Origin of the sequence: Frateuria sp. (genome assembly GCF_035944355.1) — a bacterium.
Lineage (GTDB): Bacteria > Pseudomonadota > Gammaproteobacteria > Xanthomonadales > Rhodanobacteraceae > Frateuria_A.
This window is the reverse complement of record NZ_DASZBH010000010.1, coordinates 78882-99866: the sequence shown is the minus strand read 5'-3', so window position 1 is coordinate 99866 and position 20985 is coordinate 78882. Positions and strand designations below refer to the sequence as shown.

Here is a 20985-nt window from a genome sequence, read left to right as displayed (position 1 = left end):
GCATGCGCATCGCGTTCGTTTGCAAGCGTCGCTACATGGGCAAGGACGTGATCCTTGACCGCTATGCGCGCCTGTACGAGATCCCTCGCCAGCTGGCCCAGCTCGGGCATACCGTCGAGGCTATTTGTCTGGATTACCGGCAGGGCGCGGCTTCTAGGCGTTGGGAACATGAAGCTGCACCGGGGGCGCTGCACTGGGAGTCGCGTTCGTTGGGACACCTTGGATTCGGCCTGTTCGGCCATCCCGCGCGAACGCTGCGACGGCTACGGGCGTTTGCCCCCGACTTGGTGATTGGCGCGTCCGACATCCCGCAGGTGGCGTTGGGTGCCTGGCTGGCGGGGCGCCTGCATGTGCCATTCGTGGCGGATCTGTACGACAACTTCGAGGGTTTCGGGCAGGCGCGTATCCCCGGGATGGTGGGCATGCTTCGGCGCGCAGTGCGACGTGCGGCGCTGGTATTGACGACAAGCGAGCCATTACGGCGCTTCGTGATAGAGGTGTACCGGCCCCATGGCAAAGTGCTGGCGATGCCGAGCTCGGTCGACAAAGCCGTATTCCATCCGCGAGACCAGCGCTCATGCCGCCAGGCGCTTGGGCTGCCGCTGGACGCCAAGCTGGTCGGCACGGCGGGTGGGCTGTATCGGGACAAAGGCGTGGCGGCCCTGTACGCGGCATGGGCGCAGCTGCGAGATGCACACCCGGACGTCCACCTGGTGTTGGCTGGTCCGCACGAGAAGGCACTGCCTCCGCCCACGGGCCCCCGAGTTCATTACCTGGGCGCGCTTGCGCATGACAAGGTGGCCCAATTGTTCGGTGCCTTGGACGTGGGTGCCATCTGCGTGCTGGACACAGCCTTTGGTCGCTACTGCTTCCCGCAAAAGGCCTACGAGATGCTGGCCTGCCGCCTGCCCGTAGCCGCCGCCGACGTGGGTGCGATGGGCGAATTGCTGGCGAACATGCCTGCCTGTCTCTACCGGCCAGGCGACGCCGCAGAACTCGCGAGACGGATCGAAGGGCAATTGGCATCCCCCGTTGTGGCTCAGGTTCCGATCAGGGACTGGCGGGAACTGCTAGCCGACATCGAACCGCAGCTTCGCTCACTGGTGCCGACAGCACGGCAGCTCAGTAGCGCGGATCACAATGCCAGCGCCACGCGCTGGCGATGATCTCCCGCAGTTCCGATTGACGTGGCTGCCAGCCCAGCGCCGCCTGTGCACGCCGATTGCTGGCCACCAATACGGGCGGATCGCCGGGTCGGCGCGGCCGAATGGCTGCGGGTATCGCCCGACCCGTGACCTGCCGCGTCGCTTCGATCACCTGCAGCACGCTGTGGCCTGATCCGCTGCCCAGATTGAAGTGATGTGCGCCCGGATGTCTGTCGAGGAAGGCAAGCGCCTTCAGGTGTGCCTCGGCCAGATCCGCGACATGGATGTAATCGCGCACGCAGCTGCCATCGACCGTATCGTAGTCCGTGCCAAACACCTGCAATTGCTCACCTTGGCCCAACGCGCTTCTCAGGACGTTCGGTATCAGATGCGTCTCGGGCTGGTGCGACTCGCCTAGCTCGCCTTGGGGATCGGCGCCGGCCGCGTTGAAGTAGCGCAATGCGACGGAGCACAGCCCATAGGCGCCGGCCGCGTCTTCCAGCATCCGCTCGACCATCAGCTTGCTCGCACCATAGGGATTGATGGGCCGGGCCGGATGATCTTCATCGATGAGGGCCTGTTCGGGCACACCGTACACGGCCGCCGTCGACGAGAAAATAAAGCGCCCGACGCCGGCTGTCCGAACTGCATCCAGCAAGCTCAGCGCGCCGCTCACGTTGTTGTCGTAGTACGCGTAAGGATCGGTTACGGACTCGGCCACGATCGACGAGGCACAGAAATGCATGACTGCGTCGAAGGATCGTCGTTGGAACAGGCCGGACAGCGCTCCACGATCGCGGATATCCCCTACTACCAGCTCCGCCTCCCCGACAGCGGCGCGGTGACCGGTGGAGAGGTTGTCGAATACGGTCACTTCGCTGCCTTGCTCGAGCAGCAGCTTGACCATGTGCGAGCCGATGTAGCCGGCCCCACCGCAGACCAGGATGCGGGACATCAGCGGCTCTCCTTTTCCGATGGCGTAATACAGTGCATGAGCAGGTCGCCATAGCGCTCGGCCACGGTTTCCCAGTCGATCCATGCCATCGCGTTCCTGCGGATGCGATCCGCCCGGGCCTGCGCCTGCTCTGGATGTTCCAGCGATTTCAACACGGCGTCGGCCAGCGCTGCCGTATCTTTCGGATCCACGCAAACCTGCGCCGCCATTTCGCCAAGCAGATCGACCAGCCCCGGTACGTCGCCTGCGACTACCGGACAGCCGCAACCCACGGCCTCCATCAGCGCCACGGGCAATCCTTCCTGATCGCCGGAACTGTCACGCACGAACGGCGCGACGAACAGCGCCGCCCGGCGATACAAGGCGGGCAGCCTTTCCTGTGGGATTGCGCCTTCGAACGAAACACGGTTAGCCAATCCCAGCGCCTGCACCTGTTCGCGCAGCGCTTGTTCCTCCGGCCCGAAGCCCGCGATACGCAGCCGCACGCTGGGGCGCCGCGCGATGATGTCCGGCATCGCCTGCAGCAGGAAGCGCAGCCCCTTTTTCGCCACCAGTCGGCCCACGAACAGCAGTTCGTCGGACGAACGCGGTTCGTCCGTGGGAACGAAGCGCCCCCGCAGATCCACTCCCATGGGCACGACAGCCATCGCTGGAGCATGTATGCGTTGGGCTGATGCCTCGTCCTGCATTGCGCGGCTGACCACGGTCATGCCTGCCGACGAGGCGGCCACCTTGCGTTTCGATACCGTCAAAAGACGACCGCGCAAGCCGAATAGGTCGCCGCCGTGCGAGGTCACGAGATAGGGCCGCCCTAGCCAGCGGGCGACCATGCCCTGTGGAAGCAGCCAGTGTGCGTGCACCACGTCAACCCGCCTTTGGCGGAGTAGCCGTCGAGCTTCGACGAACTGCGCCAGCACGAAGCAAGGCAACAACAACCACTTCCAACGATTGAGCTTCAGATTCGCCGCGATGCCACCGTTGTTCACTAGCGTCTGGAGACGCCGGGGTGCATAGCGATAACGGATCACATGCACGCCTTCGAACGTTCCGCTCGAGTCGGCCCCGGGCGCGTCGGGGACTATCGCGTATACCTCGAACCGCCGCGCCAGGCGACGGCAGAGTTCATGTACGAATGCGGGCTCCGGGTCTCCCATCCAGCGCGGATAGGTCGATGCCAATACAAGGAGGCAGGGACGATCCGATCTTTCCCGCTGCGTCTCAGGGACCATGCTCTACCCGTTCGGCCAGCACCCGGTAAAAAGCCGGCATGAAGCTGCTCGAGGGCAGCCATGAAAGCGCCTTTCCCGCGAGATTGGCAAACAAGACCAGCACGGCGAGCACCGGAGTCAGAGGCGCCAGCCAACGTCGGCGCTGGAAGATGCTCTCCACGGCATCGCCCAGTGCCAAGGCCGCCATGAGTGCCGCGGTCTCGATGGGTTTGAGCACGGGCTTGCAGGACCGTATCGCAAACCCCTGTCTGCCAAGATAGGTTGCCATGGCGTGGCCGGTGTAGCGCTGGAAGTCGTGGGGCGCGTCATGTATCGGATAAAGGAACGGCATCCATAAGACCAAGGTTCCGCCTGCGCGCAAGACGCGCGCAGCTTCCGCCAGCGCCAGTTCGGGTTGCGCGACATGTTCCAGGACGTCCTTCAGAATGACGGCATCGGCTGACGCACTACCGATCGGCAGGTGCCTTGCGTCGCCGAAAACGTCCGGGCGCGTGCGGTACATGCCCACCGCCGTGGATGGGTAGTCCAGACCCACGTAGAGGGCCTCGGGGTGAAGGCGACTGGCGATATGGCGATCGGCGCAGCCAACGTCCGCGATCGTTCCCCGCAAGGGCCTGAGCGCTTCGTCCAGATCACTCTGCTCATCGCTGATGGCGAGCAGCCATTGGGGATGCAACGGCCATTTGCGGATATGGGATGCAAGCCGACGCAATTGCCGTGCGCGCATGCACTACTCCGTGCGGCGATATGTCAGTGCGGTGATCTGCTCGGACACCAGCCCGATCAAAAACACGATCACGCCGGCACTCCACAGCAGCGTGCTGCCGTTGGTCAGGCGACCGTAGTAGTGATAGGTCCAAAAATAGTTGAGGCACCCCAGTAAAAAGAACACCACGCTCGCCGGCGCAAACAACTTCAACGGCGAATACAGCGTCGCGATCTTGAAGATGATCAGCAGGAACCTCAGCCCGTCGCGCAGCGGGCGGATGTGGCTCTTGCCCACGCGCTGGGCGGCCTTGATCGGTACGTAGGCGACCGGGTAGGCGCTGCGGAAGAAAGCCATCGTGCTGGTGGTGGGGTAGGAGAAGCCGTTGGGCAGCAGGTGCAGGAACTCGCGGAACTTCTCCGCGCGCACGGCGCGGAAGCCGGAGGTGAGGTCGAGCACCGGGTGGCCGGTCATGCGCGTGGCGAGCCAGTTGTAGAAGGTGTTGGCCAGGCCCCGGCCCACGCCCGCCTGGCTGCCCCAGTCGCGGGCGCCGATGGCCATGTCGTAGCCCTCATCCAGCTTGGCGAGCAGGCGCGCGATGTCGGCCGGGTCGTGCTGGCCGTCGCCGTCCATGAACACCAGCCGCTCGCCCCTGGCGGCGCGCGCGCCGCGCTTGATCGCCGCGCCGTTGCCCATCGAGTAGGGCGAGGACAGGCAGCTGACGCCGTGCTCGGCGCAGATGGCGCGGGTGCCATCGGTCGAGCCGTCGTCGACGACGAGAATTTCCGCCTCCGGTTGCGCCGCGCGCAGCAGCGGCAGCAGGCCGGCCAGGGCGGCCGCTTCGTTCTTCGCGGGCAGGATGATGCTCAGGTGCGCCAAGAGGTTCCCCCAGGTGTCGGGCGATCATAACGCGGGCGATCACGGCGAAGGCGGTCGCGGTTCATGCTTGCGGGCAAAGGCACGGGGCAGCAGTGGTGTCGTCCGCCCCCACTGCACAAGCTCATCCGCCCTTGCGTGAACCTATACGGATCGTTTTCGCGACGGTCTTGGCGGCTTCCCAGGTCGACCGCCACGGGCTCCCGGCAGCAGATGACCGCGCTGCCTTTCTAGGGTAAATTCCCTGTCAATAAGGGGGCTTAAGGCCAAAATCTATCATGTCATCCCAATTGCAACCGTCGCTCGCGGGTCTTACCGGCATGGCGCGTCGCCTGGTGTCCGAGGGCATGCTGCCGGAGGCCGACGTCCGCAAGGCGGTCACCGATTCGACCCAGCAAAAGGTCTCGCTGGCCGCCTGGCTGCTGGACCACGGCCTGGTCGAAAGCGTCAAGCTCACCCAGATCGCCTCGGCCGAGTTCGGCATGCCGATGATGGATGTGAGCGCCATCGCCCCCGCGTCGATGCCAGTCAACCTCATCAGCGAGGCGCTGATGACCAAGCACCAGGCGCTGCCGCTGTTCAAGCGCGGCAAGCGCCTGTTCGTGGGCATCGCCGACCCGATGCAGTCGCACGCGCTGGACGAGATCAAGTTCCACTCCAATTGCATGGTGGAACCGATCCTGGTCGAGCGCGGGCAACTTGCGCGCGCCATCGACGGAGCGCTGGCGAGCGCCAACGCGACCATGCCGGACATGGGCCACGACGAGTTCGACGAACTCTCGCTGGAAGCCGGTGACGAGGACGGCGAGCCCGCCACCGGCATCGACGCGACCGGCGGCGACGACGCACCCGTGGTGAAGTTCGTCAACAAGGTGCTGGTCGATGCGATCCGCCGCGGCGCCTCGGACATCCATTTCGAGCCCTTCGAAACCAACTACCGCGTGCGCCTGCGCATGGACGGCATGCTGCGCCCGGTGGCCAATCCGCCGATGAAGATGGCCAGCCGCATATCCTCGCGCCTGAAGGTGATGGCCGGCCTGGACATCGCCGAGCGCCGCGTGCCGCAGGACGGTCGCATCAAGCTCAACCTCTCCAAGAGCCGTTCGATGGACTTCCGCGTGAGCACGCTGCCCACGCTGTTCGGCGAAAAGATCGTGCTGCGTATCCTGGACAGTTCCTCGGCCAAGCTCGGCATCGACAAGCTCGGCTACGAGGAGGACCAGAAGAAGCTCTACCTGGACGCCATCCACAAGCCCTACGGCATGGTGCTGGTGACCGGCCCGACCGGCTCGGGCAAGACCGTGTCGCTGTACACCGCGCTTAACATCCTCAACACCCCGGAGCGCAACATCTCCACGGTCGAGGACCCGGTCGAAATCCGCGTCGAGGGCATCAACCAGGTGCAGCAGAACGTCAAGCGCGGCATGACCTTCGCCGCGGCGCTGCGCTCGTTCCTGCGCCAGGATCCGGACGTGATCATGGTCGGCGAAATCCGCGACCTGGAAACGGCCGAGATCGCGATCAAGGCCGCTCAGACCGGCCACATGGTGCTTTCCACGCTGCACACCAACGACGCGCCGCAGACCGTCGCGCGCCTGATGAACATGGGCATCGCGCCGTACAACATCACCTCCTCGGTGACCCTGGTGATCGCCCAGCGCCTGGCCCGCCGCCTGCACGACTGCAAGAAGCCGCAGAACCTTCCGCCGCACGCGCTGCTGGCCGCCGGCTTCAGCCAGCAGGAGATCGACGATGGGCTGACGCTGTACGAGCCGGTCGGCTGCGAGCACTGCAACGAGGGCTACAAGGGCCGCGTAGGCATCTACCAGGTGATGCCGATGCTGGAGGACATCCAGAAGATCATCCTGCAGGGCGGCAACGCGTTGCAGATCGCGGAAGTGGCGCGCCAGGCCGGCATCAACGACCTGCGTGCCTCTGCGTTGAAGAAGGCCAAGAACGGGGTGACCAGCCTTGCCGAGATCGATCGCGTCACCAAGGACTGAGCGCGGCTAGCGGCGCACACGAGGGATCATTCGCGCGTGGCGTTCGCTCCGGAGCCAGGCCGGAAAGCGCGAAGTTGCGCGGGGGGCCACGAAATAACTGGCCGGATTTGGCATAAGCTGCACAAACGGTCCGTCGCGCAGGCGGCGGCCGCGGATCGAACCACCGGGGGAATCGGGCATGGCTACGGCTAACGCACTCGCCAAGAACGCGCGCGACCTGGGCGCCCAGCGCGCCGAGGTCAGCAGGCTGACCGTCTACGACTGGGTCGCGCTGGACAAGCGCGGCAAGCGCATGAAGGGCGAGATGCCGGCGAAGAACGCCTCGCTGGTCAAGGCCGAGCTGCGTCGCCAGGGCATGAACCCGCAGACCGTGCGCGAGCGCGGGAAGCCGCTGTTCGGCGCCACCGGCAGCACGGTCAAGCCGCGCGACGTGGCCATCTTCAGCCGCCAGATCGCCACCATGATGGCCTCGGGCGTGCCCATGGTGCAGTCCTTCGAGATCATCGCCGGCGGCCAGAAGAACGTCCGCTTCAAGAACATGATCACGGACGTCAAGCAGGGCATCGAGGGCGGCGCCTCGCTGCACGAGGCGCTGGGCAAGTATCCGGTGCAATTCGACGAGCTCTACCGCAACCTGGTGCGCGCCGGCGAATCGGCGGGCGTGCTGGACACGGTGCTTGACACCGTGGCCACCTACAAGGAGCGGATGGAAGGCATCAAGAGCAAGATCAAGAAGGCGCTGTTCTACCCCGTGATGGTGCTGGCGGTGGCGCTGCTGGTAAGCATGATCCTGCTGCTGTTCGTGGTGCCGGTGTTCCAGCAGACCTTCAAGGACGCGGGCGCCGAGCTGCCCGCGCCGACGCAGATCGTGATCTCCGCCTCGCAGTTCATGCAGAGCTACTGGTGGCTGGTGATCGGCCTGATCATCGGCAGCATCGTGGCCGTCGTGATGGCCAAGAAGCGCTCGGTGAAGTTCGCCCACTTCCTGGACCGGCTGATGCTCAAGCTGCCGGTCATCGGCAACATCCTGCGCCAGTCGGCGATCGCCCGCTTCGCGCGCACGCTCGGCGTCACCTTCCGCGCCGGCGTGCCGCTGGTGGAGGCGCTGGACGCGGTCGCCGGCGCCACCGGCAGCGTGGTCTACGGCGATGCGGTGCGGCAGATGCGCGACGACATCGCGGTCGGCCACCAGTTGCAGCTGTCGATGCGGCAGACCGGCCTGTTCCCCAACATGGTGGTGCAGATGACCGCCATCGGCGAAGAGTCCGGCGCGCTGGACAACATGCTGTTCAAGGTCGCCGAGTTCTACGAGGAAGAGGTCAACACCGCGGTCGACACGCTCTCCACCCTGCTTGAGCCACTGATCATGGTGATCCTGGGCGTGCTGGTGGGCGGCATGGTGGTGTCGCTGTACCTGCCGATCTTCAAGCTGGCCGGCACGGTGTAATCTTCGGCAATGCAGGCCCCTCTCCGCAGGGAGGGGGGCCTTTTTCGTGTTCGGGATGGCTAAGCTCTTCGTTCCGCAGAGCGGGAGACCGGCCGCCTCGGCGCCGCGTTTCGCGGCCCGTTTGCCACCGCCCCCCGTCATCGCTGCAACAACTGCCTGGATCCGATGCACATGCTCGAACTTCCGCTCTGGCTGTGGCTTGTCTTCGCCGGCGTACTGGGCCTGCTGGTGGGCAGTTTCCTCAACGTGGTGATACTGCGCCTGCCCGCGCGGCTGGAAGCGCAATGGCGACGGGAGGCGCAGGAGGAGCTCGAGCTGGCAACGCCCGACCAGCCGCTGCCCCCGGGCATCGTGCGCGAGCCATCGCATTGCCCGCATTGCAAGCACCCGCTGTCGGTGGCGGACAACATCCCGTTGTTCGGCTGGCTGTTGCTGCGCGGGCGCTGCCGCTACTGCCGCGCGCCGATCTCCGCGCAGTATCCGCTGGTGGAATTGCTTTCGGGACTGCTCAGCGTGCTGGTGGTGTGGAAGTTCGGGCCCGGCTGGACCGCCCTGGCAGGCCTGGTTTTCACCTGGATGCTGATCGCCATGGCGGGCATCGACCTGCGCACACAGTTGCTGCCGGATCAGCTCACCCTGCCTTTGCTGTGGCTCGGGCTGCTGCTTTCGCTGTTGCCGATGTTCGTGCTGCCGGCGCCGGCGATCCTGGGCGCCGTCCTGGGCTACCTCAGCCTGTGGAGCGTGTACTGGCTGTTCAAGCTGCTCACCGGCAAGGAAGGCATGGGCTACGGCGACTTCAAGCTGCTTGCCGCGCTGGGCGCCTGGATGGGGCCGGGTGCGCTGCTGCCGGTGATCCTGCTCTCCTCGCTGGTGGGAGCGCTGCTCGGCGGCACCTTGATCCTGCTGCGCAAGCACGAACGCGAGATGCCGATGCCTTTCGGCCCGTTCATCGCGATGGCGGGGTGGATCTGGTTCGTCGCCGGCGAGCCGCTGCTTCGCGCTTACCTTCACTTGACCGGGTTGCGATGAACCGGCGGCAGGCTTACGCGGTCGGTCTCACCGGCGGCATCGCGGCCGGCAAGACTGCCGTCGCCCGCCGTTTCGAAGCGCTCGGCGTGCCGGTCCACGATGCGGACGTGGCCGCGCGCGCGGTGGTCGAGCCCGGCAGCGAGGGCCTGGCGGCCATCGTCGCCGCCTTCGGCGCGCAAGTGCTGGATGCGGACGGACGCCTCGACCGCCCTGCCATGCGCCGCCACGTGTTCGCCGATGCGGCGGCCAAGCAGCAACTCGAGGCCATCGTCCACCCGCGCGTGCGCGAATGGCTGCATCGACGGGTCATCGCCGAAACGGCGCCGTACTGCCTGCTGGTCATTCCCCTGCTGGCCGAAAACATGGCGCACTACCGCTGGCTGGACCGCATCCTGCTGGTGGACGTGACCGAAGCGGTGCAGATCGAGCGGCTCTGCGCACGCGACGGCATCGATCGTCCGCTCGCCGAGCGCATGCTGGCGCACCAGGCCAGCCGGGCCGAACGGCTGGCGCTGGCCGACGACATCATCGACAACAGCGGCAGCGAAGCGGCCCTGGAAGCCCACGTGCAGGCGCTGCACCGGCGGTACCTGGCCCTGGCAGCCGGACGGTAGACAGCGCGGTCACGGCGGAAGCGTCTCCGCATCCCGCCACCACGCGGGTCGGCGCCGCGCTAGACGCGTTGCGGACGGCTACTCCACAGGGCAACGGCGCGCAGGATTTCCCGGTCAGCGGGCGCCAGCTGCGCAGGCTCGATGTCGTGCGGGTGCCGCCATTGCAAGGCCTGGCCTTCCACGGATCGCGGCGCGCCCTGCCAGGCATGGACCCGCCACGCGTCCAGCAGCAACTCGCGCTCGCCGTAGCTCCACGGCACCTGGGTCAGCGCAGCGATGTCGGCCGGCTCGATCCGGATATCCAGCTCTTCGTGCAGCTCGCGAGCCAGTCCGGCCTGCGGCGTTTCTCCGGATTCGAGCTTGCCGCCGGGAAACTCCCACATCCCGGCCAGGTGCTTGCCTGGCGGCCGCTGCGCGAGCAGCACGCGTCCGGCCGTGTCGACAAGCACGCCGGCCACCACGTGCATGATGGCCATCGACGATCAGGATTCGCGCACGTACTCGACCATGTCGAAGCTGTACTGGTGCTCCGCATCGGCCTTGTGATGCGTGCGCGAGACCTCGGTCCAGTCGTGCAGGTGCACGCCGGGGAAGAACGTGTCGGCGCCCTCGACCGCCGCGCTGACCCAGGTCAGGTACATGCGCCGGGCATGCGGCAGCGCCGCGGCATAGACCTGGCCGCCGCCGATGACCATCAGCCCGGTGCCGCCGGCGCGCGCCTGTGCCTCCTCGAGCGAGCGCACGGCGACCTGCCCGGGGAACGGCGCCTCGTGCCGGCGCGAGAGCACCAGGTTGTGCCGGTCGGGCAAGGCCCGGCCAATCGCCACCGCGGTGTTGTAGCCCATCAGCACGTACTTGCCGAGCGTCAATTGCTTGAACCAGCGCAGGTCGTCCGGCAAGTGCCAGGGCAGTTGCCCCTTGCGGCCGATGGCGAAGTTCTCATCCAGTGCGGCGATCAGCGAAATGGACATCGAGGCTCCAGGAAGGGTTGGGTGGTGCTACCGGCACATGCAGCGGCAAGGACCGCCAGCCATGATCGTTCGCATTGTAGCCATTCAAGGAGAATACGGAGATGCTCCTCGCCGCCGCTTTGTTTGCCAGCGCCGCATCGGCCGCCGCGCCAGCCGGCGGTGTGGTGGTGCCTACTCTTTACCAGGCAGGCCACTTTTATGCCGTCCCGCGAACGGCCGACGGCCAGTCCTTGAAACTGCTGGTGGATACCGGCGGCGGAGGCAGCGGCGGGATGTACTGGCTCACGCAAGCCGCGGCAACACGGCTGCAGCTGAAGACCGGCACCTGCAAGTTGGGCGGCGAGCCGGTCGCCGTGGCGCAACCGCCTGCATACAAGAGCGGCCGGGGCCTGCCGCCGCCATTGCCGGGTCCGTGCGGCACCGCCCTGATGATCAACGGCGGCAGCTACGATGTGGATGGACAACTCGGCGCGGGCTACCTGCCCGGCCGCGTGTGGACGTTTGACTATCCGGCGCGGCGCCTGACCCTGGAAGGCGCCGGCTGGCACCCCGATCCGGCCAGCCATTCCACCGCGCTGGGATTCCAGCGTAACGCCAAGGGCGAGCTGGCTTCCGGCTTTGCGCGCATCACCCTCCGCGTCGACGGCCAGCCGCTGGACATGCTGCTGGACACCGGCGCCACCGCCCACCCCACCGCCGCGGGTGAGAAGGCAAGCGGTACGCCGACCGTGGGCGGTTATGGCGTGGCCAGCTACATCACCACGTCCATGCTCGAGCATTGGCGCCGTGCGCATCCAGACTGGCGTGTGGTGGACAAGGGCGACGACCTGTTCGGCGCCCAGCGCGCCACCCGGCTGATCGAGGTGCCGCGGGTAGGGGTCGCCGGCTGGTCGGCAGGCCCCGTGTGGTTCACCGAGCGCCCTGACCACGCCTTCCACGTATTCATGTCGAGCATGATGGACAAGCCGGTGGAAGGGGCCGTCGGCGGCAACGTGCTTGGGCACTTCACGATGACGATCGACTATCCGGGCGCCAAGGCGTACTTCCGCTGCGTGACCGGTTGCACGGCATCGCCCTAGCACGACTTTTTTCGCACGCGTGGCCCGGAGGTCTATCGGCCCGGACCATCCTGCGCTCCCACGCCCACGTCCGGCTCGTCGTCGTAGATCGCCACGTGCGGCACGCCGTCGCTGCTGATCCACCCGCGATACATGCCTTCGGTATTGAACGGCATGGCGATATGACCATGGGCATCCAGCGCGATGGCGCCGCCATTGCCTCCCATGGCGGGGATCTCCTGGTTGATCACTTCGGCCGCTGCACGCTCCAGCGGCACGTGCATCAGCGACACCCGCATGCAGATCGCGTGCGCCGCCACCGTGCGGATGTAGAACTCACCCCAGCCGGTGCCCGACACGGCACAGTCGGCATTGGCATAGGTACCCGCGCCGATGATGGACGAATCGCCTACCCGGCCCCAGCGCTTGTCCGTCATGCCACCGGTGGAGGTGCCGGCCGCCAGGTGCCCTCGCGCATCCAACGCCACCGCGCCGACGGTGCCGAAATGCCTGGCCGTCTCCCCGTCCGCATGCGGCTTGCCCTGGCTGTCTTCCCGCAACGCTTTCTGCAGCTGCTGCCAGCGCTGTTCGGTACGGAAGTAGGACGGGTCCACCAGCGTCACGCCCACCTCCCGCGCGAACTCCTCGGCGCCGTCGCCGATCAGCATCACGTGCTGCGACTTCTCCATCACCGCGCGCGCCAGCAGGATCGGGTTCTTCACCCGATGCACCCCGGCCACCGCACCGGCGCGCAACGTGCTGCCGTCCATGATCGCCGCGTCCAGCTCGTTGCGCCCGTCATGGGTGAAGACCGAGCCCTTGCCAGCGTTGAAGTTGGGATCGTCCTCCAGCACCGTGAGCGCGGCGGTGACCCCGTCCAGCGCCGCCCCGCCCGCCTTCAGCCTCGCATAGCCGCTCTGCAGGGCCTTGGCCAGCGCCGCGCGGATCTCCTTTTCCTTCCCCGGATCCAAGTCCCGCCTGACCACGCCGGAGCCGCCGTGGATCACCAGTACGGGCGTGGCGGCATGGCTCATGGCGGCGGCTCCAAAAGCGACGATGGCAAGCAGGCCCCACGCTCTCATGACGGATCCTCCGGTAGACCCACCCACCGGGCGCGTGGGCCATTCACTCGGCCTGGAAGCGTACCTGCCTGCCTTCGAACACCGCGTGTAGACGGCCCCACCGGCTACTCCGGCAAGGCCCGATCCGCGGATACGTGGCGTAACTCCATTGCGGCCGGGCCTGCGGATGGGCCAGCGACAAGCCTGCTTGAAGGGCGATCAGCTCGGCAACGCCTCGAGCCGCGCCCTGCGGAAGCTTCCCGCCGGCGCTGGCCGCCGTACACGATGCCCGTCAGGCCCGTCGCCAGGGCGAGGTCCATGAGCAGGCCCACGGCACGGCGACGGGGAGCCAGGTGGTGGTATTCGCAAACGAAGGCCATGTTTACGAGCGAAACGGATCTTTCCACGGCTTGTTGCCGTAGCTCCCCCAGCCGCCACCAGGCACGCTCCGGCAACCGTGGAAAGCCCGGGCGGCACGGTGGCTTGCGACCTTGGTACGACACGGCGCCCGCCTCTTCCGTCGTATCCTTGGCAGCTGACTCTCCCACCGGAAGGCACTGCAATGGACAAGGTGTACGCAAGCGCGGAGGCGGCCCTCGACGGCCTGTTGTTCGACGAGATGACGATCGCCGCCGGCGGTTTCGGCCTGTGCGGCATCCCCGAGAACCTGATCGGGGCGCTGCTGAAGGCCGGCACCAAGGGGCTGACCATCGTCGGCAACAACGCCGGCGTGGACGACTTCGGCATGGGACCGTTGCTCAAGACCCACCAGGTCAAGCGCGTCTACGCTTCCTACGTCGGCGAGAACAAGGAATTCGAGCGCCAGGTGCTTTCCGGCGAGCTCGAGTTGCACCTCACCCCGCAAGGCACGCTGGCCGAGAAGCTGCGAGCCGGCGGCGCCGGCATCCCCGGCTTCTACACGCGCACCGCGTTCGGCACCAAGCTGGCCGAGGGCAAGGAAACCAAGACCTTCGACGGCAAGGAGTACGTGCTGGAGGAAGCCATCCACGCCGATGTTTCCATCGTCAAGGCATGGAAGGGCGACCGCCTGGGCAACCTGGTCTTCCGCGAGACCGCGCGCAACTTCAACCCGATGATCGCCACCTGCGGCAAGGTCTGCGTGGCCGAGGTGGAGCACCTGGTCGAGGTGGGCGAACTGGACCCGAACAACATCCATGTTCCCGGCATCTACGTCGACCGCATCATCCAGGGCGAGAAATACGAAAAGCGCATCGAATTCCGCACCATCGCCGGCGCCAATACCGGCAAGGAAAGCCCCCTGCGCACCACGATGGCGCGACGCGCGGCGAAGGAACTGCGCGACGGCTTCTACGTGAATCTGGGCATCGGCATCCCGACGCTGGTGGCCAATTACATTCCCGAAGGCATGGACGTGATCCTGCAGTCGGAGAACGGCTTGCTGGGCATCGGCCCGTTCCCTACCGAAGACCAGATCGACCCGGACCTGATCAACGCCGGCAAGCAAACCATCACCACCCTGCCCGGCTCGGCTTTCTTCTCCAGCGCGGACTCGTTCGCGATGATCCGCGGCGGGCACATCGACCTGTCGATCCTGGGCGGCCTGGAAGTCTCGGCCACCGGCGACCTGGCCAACTGGATGGTGCCGGGCAAGATGGTGAAGGGCCCGGGCGGCGCGATGGACCTGGTCAGCGGCGTCAAGCGGGTGGTGGTGCTGATGGAGCACACCGCGAAAGACGGCAGCCCGAAGATCAAGCCTCAGTGCGACCTGCCGCTGACCGGCAAGGAAGTGGTCGACCTGATCATCACCGACCTGTGCGTGTTCGAAGTGGCCAAGGGCCAGGGCCTGACCCTGATCGAGCTCAACGAGGGCGTCTCACTCGACGAGGTGAAAGCCAAGACCGGCTGCGGCTTCAAGGTCGCGTTGGCTGGCTGAAACCCTCACGGCGTGCGCGGCCATGCAGACGCGGCCGCGCACGATCTTCCGCACAACCCGGGACGAGGCTCAGGCCGGCAGCGTATCGGGGAAGCTGATGCGCGCGATGTGCTCGGTGCTGTCGCGTGTCTGCAGTTCCAGCGGCCAGTGGAACCGCTCGCTGATCCGCTGGGCAATGGCCAGCTCGAAGCCATGCCGGTCGATCGCAGGCGCGGCATCGACGCGGTTGGACACCGCGATGGCGCCCGGCAGCACGGTGATGCGGATGGTTCCATGATCGGCCTGCTGGCTGGCATTGCGGATCAACTGCCAGCACAACACCATGAAGACGCGCGGCGAAGCGCGCAGCGCGAAGCGGGCCGGTTCCTCGAGTTCCAGATCGATCGAACGCCCCTCCAGCAGCTGACGCAGGTCATCCAGGCTCTTGCTCAGCACGTCGTTGACGACGAACTCCTCTTCGCCTGCACCCACGTCCGACTCGCGCGCCAGGATCAGCAGCGCTTCGATCAGTGCTTCCATTTCGCGCGTGGCGCGCTGGATGCGCTTGACCGACCGCACACCGAACTTGCTCAGTTCGGACTCGTCCGAAAGCATGTCCGCCGACATCTTGATGACGGTGAGCGGACTGCGTAGCTCGTGGCTGGCGTCGCGCGTGAAGTTGCGCTCGCGCAGGTTGTAGCCCGCGATGCGCGTCGCGAAGCCATGCAGGCCGCGGGCCAGCGACACCACGTCGGCGTCGGCACCCCCGGACAGCCGCGACGGCGCCAGCGCGTCCAGGTCGGGCCGCTCGTCCCAGGCATCGATCACCCGCGCGAGCCGTCCGACTGGGCGCCATTGCCGCCGTGCCGCCAGCCACGCAAGGACGCTGATGACCACGATCAGCACGAACACCGCGGCCAAAGGCGCGACGCTGAACCAGCCCAGCATCACGCAGATCAGCACGCCGAGCAGATGCAGGCCGAAAATGAGCGCAAGCCGGCGATGGAATGCGCCGGCCGGCCCTCGCACCTCTGCGTGTCCCTGTGTCAGACCTCTATCCATGTCTGTTGCTGTAATGCTCACCCCGCTCGGTCAGGCGGTGGCCGTGGCCACTTCCGTTTCCAGGTCGGCAAGACGATAGCCGGCCGAGTGGATGGTGTGCAGCAACGGCCGGTCGAACGGTTTGTCGATCACGCGGCGCAGGTTGTAGAGGTGCGAACGCAAGGTGTCCGAATCGGGCAGCGTGTCGCCCCAGATCTCCCGCTCGATGTCACGGCGGCTGACCACGCGCGGCGATTCGCGCATCAGGATCGCCAGCAGCTTCAGGCCGATCGGCGAGACGGTCAGCTCCTGCCCGCCGCGGGTGAGCCGCAACGTTGCGGTATCCAGCGTCATGTCGCCGACCGTGAGCACCTCGGAGGAAACCTGGCGGCGGTCGCGGCGGATCAGGGCGCGCAGGCGCGCTTCGAGTTCGCGTACTTCGAAGGGCTTGACCAGGTAATCGTCGGCGCCAGCTTCCAGGCCGATCAGCTTGTCTTCCAGCGTGTCGCGCGCGGTCAACATCAGCACCGGAGTGGATTTCTTCGCGTCCTTGCGCAGCTTGCGGCAGACATCCAAGCCATCCATGCCCGGCAGCATCAGGTCGAGCACGATGACGTCGTAGCTGTTGGATACGGCCAGGTGCAGGCCGCTGACCCCGTCGGCGGCGTAGTCCACCGAATAGCCACGGCGCTCCAGAAATTCGCCAACCATTTCAGCGATCTGCCGATTGTCCTCAACCAGCAAGATCAGGCCGGACTGCTCGTCGCGTAGGCTCATGGTCCCTCCGTTGTTTGTTTTCACAAATGTGAAGAGCTAACGATGCGTGGGGTGACAGCAGCGTGAATTTTTTCAGCCTCGATGCAGAACGGGAGCTGGCGCACGGTTTGAAGCGTATTCCTCCGCTTCTTCAGCGCAGCAGCGGCGCCAGCTGCGACCACACCGTATCGAGCACGGCCGGCTCGCCCGCCGCCGTCGGATGCAGGCCGTCCTCCTGCATCCGCGAAGGATCCAGCGCCACGCCTTTTAGCAGGAAAGGCACCAGCGCGGTGCGTTTGGCGCGCGCGAGGTCGACGTAAACGGCGCGCAGGCCATCGCGGTAGCGCGGCCCGTAGTTGACCGGCAGCTCGATGCCCAGCAGCAACACCCGCGCGTGCGCCTTTTGCGCCATGTCGACCATGGCGGCGAGATTGCTTTTCATCGCCTCCAGCGGCAGGCCGCGCAGGCCGTCGTTGGCGCCCAGTTCCAAGACCAGCACGGTCGGCTTGTAGGTCGCCAGCAGTTGCGGCAGGCGATGCCGGCCGCTCAGCGTCGTCTCGCCGCTGATGCTGGCATTGACCACGCGCCAGGGCGGCTCCATCTTGGCGAGGCGTACTTCCAGCAGATGCACCCAGCCTTCGTTCGCGCCGATGTTGTGTGCGGCCGAGAGCGAATCGCCCAGTACCAGCACGGTCTTCGTCGCCGCCGCTTTCGGTGCGGCCGCCTGTGCCAGGCCGCACCATCCGATCAGCAGCACCGCCAGCAGCATGAGGAATCGACGCATGAGCGAACCTTCCCAACCTCTTCTGGAGGCCCGCGATGTTAGCAAGACCGTGCGCGGCCCCGAAGGGCGGCTGGACATCCTGGCCGGCGTGAGCCTGGCGGTGCACGCGGGCGAGAGCTTCGCCATCGTCGGCGCGTCCGGTTCCGGCAAGACGACCCTGCTCGGCCTGCTCGCCGGACTGGACACGCCCAGCGCGGGCTCCATCCGCCTGGACGGCCATACGCTGGAAACGATGGACGAGGAAGCGCGTGCGGACCTGCGCCGGCGGCGGGTGGGTTTCGTGTTCCAGTCCTTCCACCTGCTGCCCGCGCTCACCGCGGAGGAGAACGTGATGCTGCCGCTGGAGCTGGAAGGTCGCGACGACGCGCGCACGCGGGCGCACGAGGCGCTCGCTGCAGTGGGCCTGACGGCTCGCCATCGGCACTATCCGGCGCAGCTTTCCGGCGGCGAGCAGCAGCGCGTGGCGATCGCGCGCGCCTTCGTGCACGGCCCGGGCGTGCTGTTCGCCGACGAGCCCACCGGCAACCTGGACCAACGCACCGGCCGGCACGTGGCCGATCTGCTGTTCGCGCTGAACCGCGACCAGCGCACCACGCTGGTGCTGGTGACCCATGATGCGCAACTGGCCGCACGCTGCGCACGCGGTGTGGAGCTCTCCGAGGGCCGCGTCGCCGCACCGGTCGGCACGCCATGACGCTGCGCAAACCGGTGATGGACACGCACGCTGGCGTGCCATGCCCGGCCGGCATGCCGGTTGCGCTTGGGCAGGAATGCGCAGGATGAAGCTGCTGCGCCTGGCCCTGCGTACCCTGCGCCGCGAATGGCATCTGCCCGAGCTGCGTACCCTGGCCGCTTCGTTACTCTTGGCGGTGGTCGCGCTGGGCGTGGTCGCCACCCTGTCCACGCGGGTGGAACGCGGCCTGCTCGCCAGCGCCGCGGAACTGATCGGCGGCGATGCCGGCCTGGCCTCGCCAGAGGCACTTGCGCCGGCCTATGAGGAACGGGCGCGGGCCGACGGCCTGGCGGCGACCCGCAGCGCGGGCTTTCCCAGCGTGGCCTTCGCCGGCGATCGCAGCCAGTTGCTGGACGTCGCCGCGGTGGACGGCCGCTGGCCGCTGCGCGGCACGCTGGAGCTGGCCGCCCACGGCCGCTCGATGACCGGCCATGGGCCCGCCCCCGGCAGGCTTTACCTCGACCATCGAGCGCTGGTCGCGCTCGGCCTTGCCGTCGGCGACCGTGTGCAACTGGGCGGACTGGAACTGACCATTGCCGCCGAACTGGTGCGCGAGCCCGACGGCGGCGAACTGGTGGCGATGGCACCGCGCGCGTTGATGAGCCTGGCCGATGCCCAACGTGCAGGTTTGCTCGGCACCGGCAGCCGGGCGCGCCATCGGCTGCTGGTCGCCGGCACACCCGCGGCGGTCGGCGACTGGCTGGGCTGGGTCAAGGCGCGCGCCCTTCCGCAGGGCGCGGAGCTGATCACGCCCGAGCAGACCCAGGAACGCATGCGCAGCGCATTCGATCGCGCCGGCGCCTTCCTGCGCCTGACCGCGCTGCTGTCGGCCCTGCTTGCCGGCGTGGCCATCGCGCTGGCGGCCCAGCGCTACGCCCGCCGCAAGACGCCGGAGATCGCCCTGCTGCGCGCCTTGGGCACCGCCCGCGCCCGCGTGCTGGGCCTGTTGCTGTCGACGTTGGGCGCGCTGGCGCTGCCGGCGGCTCTGCTCGGCGTGCTGATCGCCTGGGGTCTGGCCGAAGGCGCCTGGCGCCTTGCCGGCGTGCTGTTCGTGCACGTGCCGACCGAGCTGCCGCTGTTGCCGGCACTGGCCGCCGCGATGCTGGGGCTGGCGGTGCTGGCCGGCTTCGCGCTGCCGCCGCTGGCGCGGCTGGCCCAGGTGCCGCCGGTGGCCGTGTTCCGCGCCAGCATGGCGCGCCGCGTGCGCCGGGTGGATGCGCTCTATCTGGTGCCGGCCCTGGTCGCGCTGGTGCTGATCTGGAGCCAGAGCGGTTCGGCCCGGCTCGCCGGCATCCTGGCGGTGAGCCTGCTCGGCGTGGCGGCGCTCGCCGCGGCGCTGGCGGCGCTGTTGCTGTGGCTGATCCGGCGTATCGCGCCCGGTGCGCATCCGGCGCTGCGGCTGGGCCTGGCCGCGCTGGCGCGGCGCCGGAGCCTGAGCATGGTGCAGGCCACCGCGCTCAGCCTGGGGCTGATGGCGCTGCTGCTGCTCGCGGTGGTGGCGCCGGCGCTGTTGCAGGGGTGGCGGCGCGAGCTGCCGCCGGACACGCCCAACTGGTTCGCGCTCAACCTGCAGGACGACCAGCGCGCCGACTTCGCGCAGCGGCTGGGGCAACTGGGCGCGCAGGAACTCAACATGCTGCCGCTGGCGGTGGGCAAGCTGACCGCCATCAACGGCGTCCCGGTCGACCAGCTCAACTTCGCCGACCCGCGCGCCAAGGAGTGGGTCGACCGCCAGCTGCGTTTGTCCTGGACGGGCGCGTTGCCGCCTTCCAACCGCGTGATCGCCGGCCGCTGGGCCGGCCCTGCGCCGGCCCGAGCGGAAGTCTCCATCGATACCCTGTGGCGCGACATGTTCGCCTTGAAGCTCGGCGATCGCCTGCGCTTCGACGTGGGCGAGGGCTCGCTGGAGGCGACCGTGGGCAGCGTGCGCCAGGTGGACTGGAGTTCGTTCCGGGTCAACTTCTTCCTGCTGCTGGACCCCGCCCACGCCGGCGCGCTGCCGCATACGTGGCTGGCCAGCTTCTACCTGCCGCGAGGGCATGCGCAGGCGCTGGCGCGGCTCTCGCGCGACTACGGCAACCTCAGCCTGGTCGACGTCGAGGCGCTGCTCGACCGGGTGCGCGAGATCGTCGACCAGGTCGGCGGCGCGGTGCGCTGGGTGCTCGGCTTCAGCCTGCTGGCCGGCGCCCTGGTGCTGGCCGCTGCGCTGGCCACCAGCGCAGCCGAGCGCCGCCACGAGGCCGCCCTGCTGCGCACGCTGGGCGCGCGGCGCGGGCAGTTGCGGCTGGCGGCGGCCTGCGAGTTCGCCCTGCTCGGCCTGATCGCCGGCCTCACCGCGGCCATCGGCGCCGCGGGCGCGGGCTGGTGGCTGGGGCGGGCGATATTCCATCTGGACCGCTTCGTGCCGCCGGTGTGGCCCTTGCTGGGCGCGGCGTTGCTGGCCGCGCTGATCGTCATGCTGCTGGGCCTGGCCGGTACCCGCAAGGTCACCCGCACGGCGCCGATGCGGCTGTTGCGGGAGCAGTGAATCGACCGCAGACTGTTGCTTTCACCGGGGCTAGTCGATGAGCGAGCAGCGGAAACCAGCGAACGACCCGAAGCGGCGCAGGATGGCGTCGGGCCTGGGACAAGGCATCGCCATCGGCGCAGCCCTGGGCACCTCCATCGGTGCGTCCCCCGCCAA

19 protein-coding genes are annotated in these 20985 nt (G+C 67.5%); 9 read left to right on the top strand and 10 right to left on the bottom strand.

The annotated features are described in order from the left end of the window. Nucleotides 1–2: 2 nt before the first annotated feature. The gene (locus VGU03_RS07845) at nt 3–1166 is read left to right on the top strand and encodes a glycosyltransferase family 4 protein (RefSeq protein WP_327479834.1); all 1164 of its coding nucleotides are present in this window, start codon (nt 3–5) and stop codon (nt 1164–1166) included. Here the strand turns inward: VGU03_RS07845 and galE are convergent. From galE to VGU03_RS07825, 4 genes are all read right to left on the bottom strand, one after another. Beyond that, nucleotides 1123–2100 (bottom strand): UDP-glucose 4-epimerase GalE, encoded by a 978-nt coding sequence (gene galE / locus VGU03_RS07840; RefSeq protein ID WP_327479833.1) that lies wholly within the window; start codon nt 2098–2100, stop codon nt 1123–1125. The genes VGU03_RS07845 and galE overlap by 44 nt on opposite strands. Beyond that, nucleotides 2100–3254: a glycosyltransferase gene (locus VGU03_RS07835; protein ID WP_327479989.1), complete on the bottom strand. Its 1155-nt coding sequence runs from the start codon at nt 3252–3254 to the stop codon at nt 2100–2102. The genes galE and VGU03_RS07835 overlap by 1 nt, the downstream gene beginning before the upstream one ends. Before the next feature lie 64 nt (nt 3255–3318). Beyond that, nucleotides 3319–4056 carry a methyltransferase domain-containing protein gene (locus tag VGU03_RS07830; RefSeq protein ID WP_327479832.1) on the bottom strand — a complete coding sequence of 246 codons (738 nt, stop codon included), beginning with the start codon at nt 4054–4056 and terminating at the stop codon, nt 3319–3321. A gap of 3 nt (nt 4057–4059) precedes the next feature. Beyond that, nucleotides 4060–4914, bottom strand: coding sequence for a glycosyltransferase family 2 protein (locus VGU03_RS07825; RefSeq protein WP_327479831.1), 855 nt, complete (start codon nt 4912–4914; stop codon nt 4060–4062). Between the two features lie 275 nt (nt 4915–5189). Between VGU03_RS07825 and pilB the strand changes: the two genes are divergently transcribed. From pilB to coaE, 4 genes are all read left to right on the top strand, one after another. Beyond that, complete coding sequence (pilB, locus tag VGU03_RS07820; RefSeq protein WP_327479830.1) at nt 5190–6914, top strand: type IV-A pilus assembly ATPase PilB; 1725 nt, start codon at nt 5190–5192, stop codon at nt 6912–6914. A gap of 178 nt (nt 6915–7092) precedes the next feature. Next, nucleotides 7093–8361, top strand: coding sequence for a type II secretion system F family protein (locus VGU03_RS07815; protein ID WP_327479829.1), 1269 nt, complete (start codon nt 7093–7095; stop codon nt 8359–8361). Nucleotides 8362–8532: 171 nt separating this feature from the next. Beyond that, on the top strand, nt 8533–9390 hold the full coding sequence (locus VGU03_RS07810) for an A24 family peptidase (RefSeq protein WP_327479828.1): 858 nt from the start codon (nt 8533–8535) through the stop codon (nt 9388–9390). Beyond that, the gene (gene coaE / locus VGU03_RS07805) at nt 9387–10004 is read left to right on the top strand and encodes a dephospho-CoA kinase (protein WP_327479827.1); all 618 of its coding nucleotides are present in this window, start codon (nt 9387–9389) and stop codon (nt 10002–10004) included. Before VGU03_RS07810 ends, coaE begins: the two co-directional genes overlap by 4 nt. Before the next feature lie 59 nt (nt 10005–10063). On the opposite strand, the gene VGU03_RS07800 is transcribed toward coaE, so the two are convergent. Both VGU03_RS07800 and VGU03_RS07795 read right to left on the bottom strand, forming a co-directional pair. Further along, entirely contained in the window at nt 10064–10471 is a 408-nt protein-coding gene (locus tag VGU03_RS07800) for a (deoxy)nucleoside triphosphate pyrophosphohydrolase (protein ID WP_327479826.1), read from the bottom strand. A 15-nt stretch (nt 10472–10486) separates the two neighbouring features. Next, nucleotides 10487–10975 (bottom strand): dihydrofolate reductase, encoded by a 489-nt coding sequence (locus VGU03_RS07795; protein ID WP_327479825.1) that lies wholly within the window; start codon nt 10973–10975, stop codon nt 10487–10489. A 101-nt stretch (nt 10976–11076) separates the two neighbouring features. Between VGU03_RS07795 and VGU03_RS07790 the strand changes: the two genes are divergently transcribed. Continuing rightward, complete coding sequence (locus tag VGU03_RS07790) at nt 11077–12054, top strand: hypothetical protein (protein ID WP_327479824.1); 978 nt, start codon at nt 11077–11079, stop codon at nt 12052–12054. Between the two features lie 32 nt (nt 12055–12086). On the opposite strand, the gene VGU03_RS07785 is transcribed toward VGU03_RS07790, so the two are convergent. After that, a complete protein-coding gene (locus VGU03_RS07785) occupies nt 12087–13067 on the bottom strand; it encodes an isoaspartyl peptidase/L-asparaginase (RefSeq protein WP_327479823.1) in 981 nt (326 codons plus the stop codon). A gap of 589 nt (nt 13068–13656) precedes the next feature. On the opposite strand from VGU03_RS07785, the gene VGU03_RS07780 reads away from it, so the two are divergent. Next, nucleotides 13657–15009 (top strand): 3-oxoacid CoA-transferase subunit B, encoded by a 1353-nt coding sequence (locus tag VGU03_RS07780; protein ID WP_327479822.1) that lies wholly within the window; start codon nt 13657–13659, stop codon nt 15007–15009. Nucleotides 15010–15078: 69 nt separating this feature from the next. Here the strand turns inward: VGU03_RS07780 and VGU03_RS07775 are convergent, their stop codons facing one another. The 3 genes from VGU03_RS07775 to VGU03_RS07765 form a co-directional block, all read right to left on the bottom strand. Further along, nucleotides 15079–16050, bottom strand: coding sequence for a HAMP domain-containing sensor histidine kinase (locus tag VGU03_RS07775; RefSeq protein ID WP_327479821.1), 972 nt, complete (start codon nt 16048–16050; stop codon nt 15079–15081). Nucleotides 16051–16080: 30 nt separating this feature from the next. Then, nucleotides 16081–16806 (bottom strand): response regulator transcription factor, encoded by a 726-nt coding sequence (locus tag VGU03_RS07770; RefSeq protein ID WP_209619864.1) that lies wholly within the window; start codon nt 16804–16806, stop codon nt 16081–16083. A gap of 130 nt (nt 16807–16936) precedes the next feature. Further along, on the bottom strand, nt 16937–17569 hold the full coding sequence (locus tag VGU03_RS07765) for an arylesterase (RefSeq protein ID WP_327479820.1): 633 nt from the start codon (nt 17567–17569) through the stop codon (nt 16937–16939). On the opposite strand from VGU03_RS07765, the gene VGU03_RS07760 reads away from it, so the two are divergent. Further along, a complete protein-coding gene (locus tag VGU03_RS07760; protein WP_327479819.1) occupies nt 17568–18263 on the top strand; it encodes an ABC transporter ATP-binding protein in 696 nt (231 codons plus the stop codon). The two genes, VGU03_RS07765 and VGU03_RS07760, sit on opposite strands and share 2 nt — an antisense overlap. 85 nt (nt 18264–18348) lie before the next feature. Beyond that, complete coding sequence (locus VGU03_RS07755) at nt 18349–20829, top strand: ABC transporter permease (RefSeq protein WP_327479818.1); 2481 nt, start codon at nt 18349–18351, stop codon at nt 20827–20829. The last annotated feature ends 156 nt before the right edge of the window (nt 20830–20985 follow it).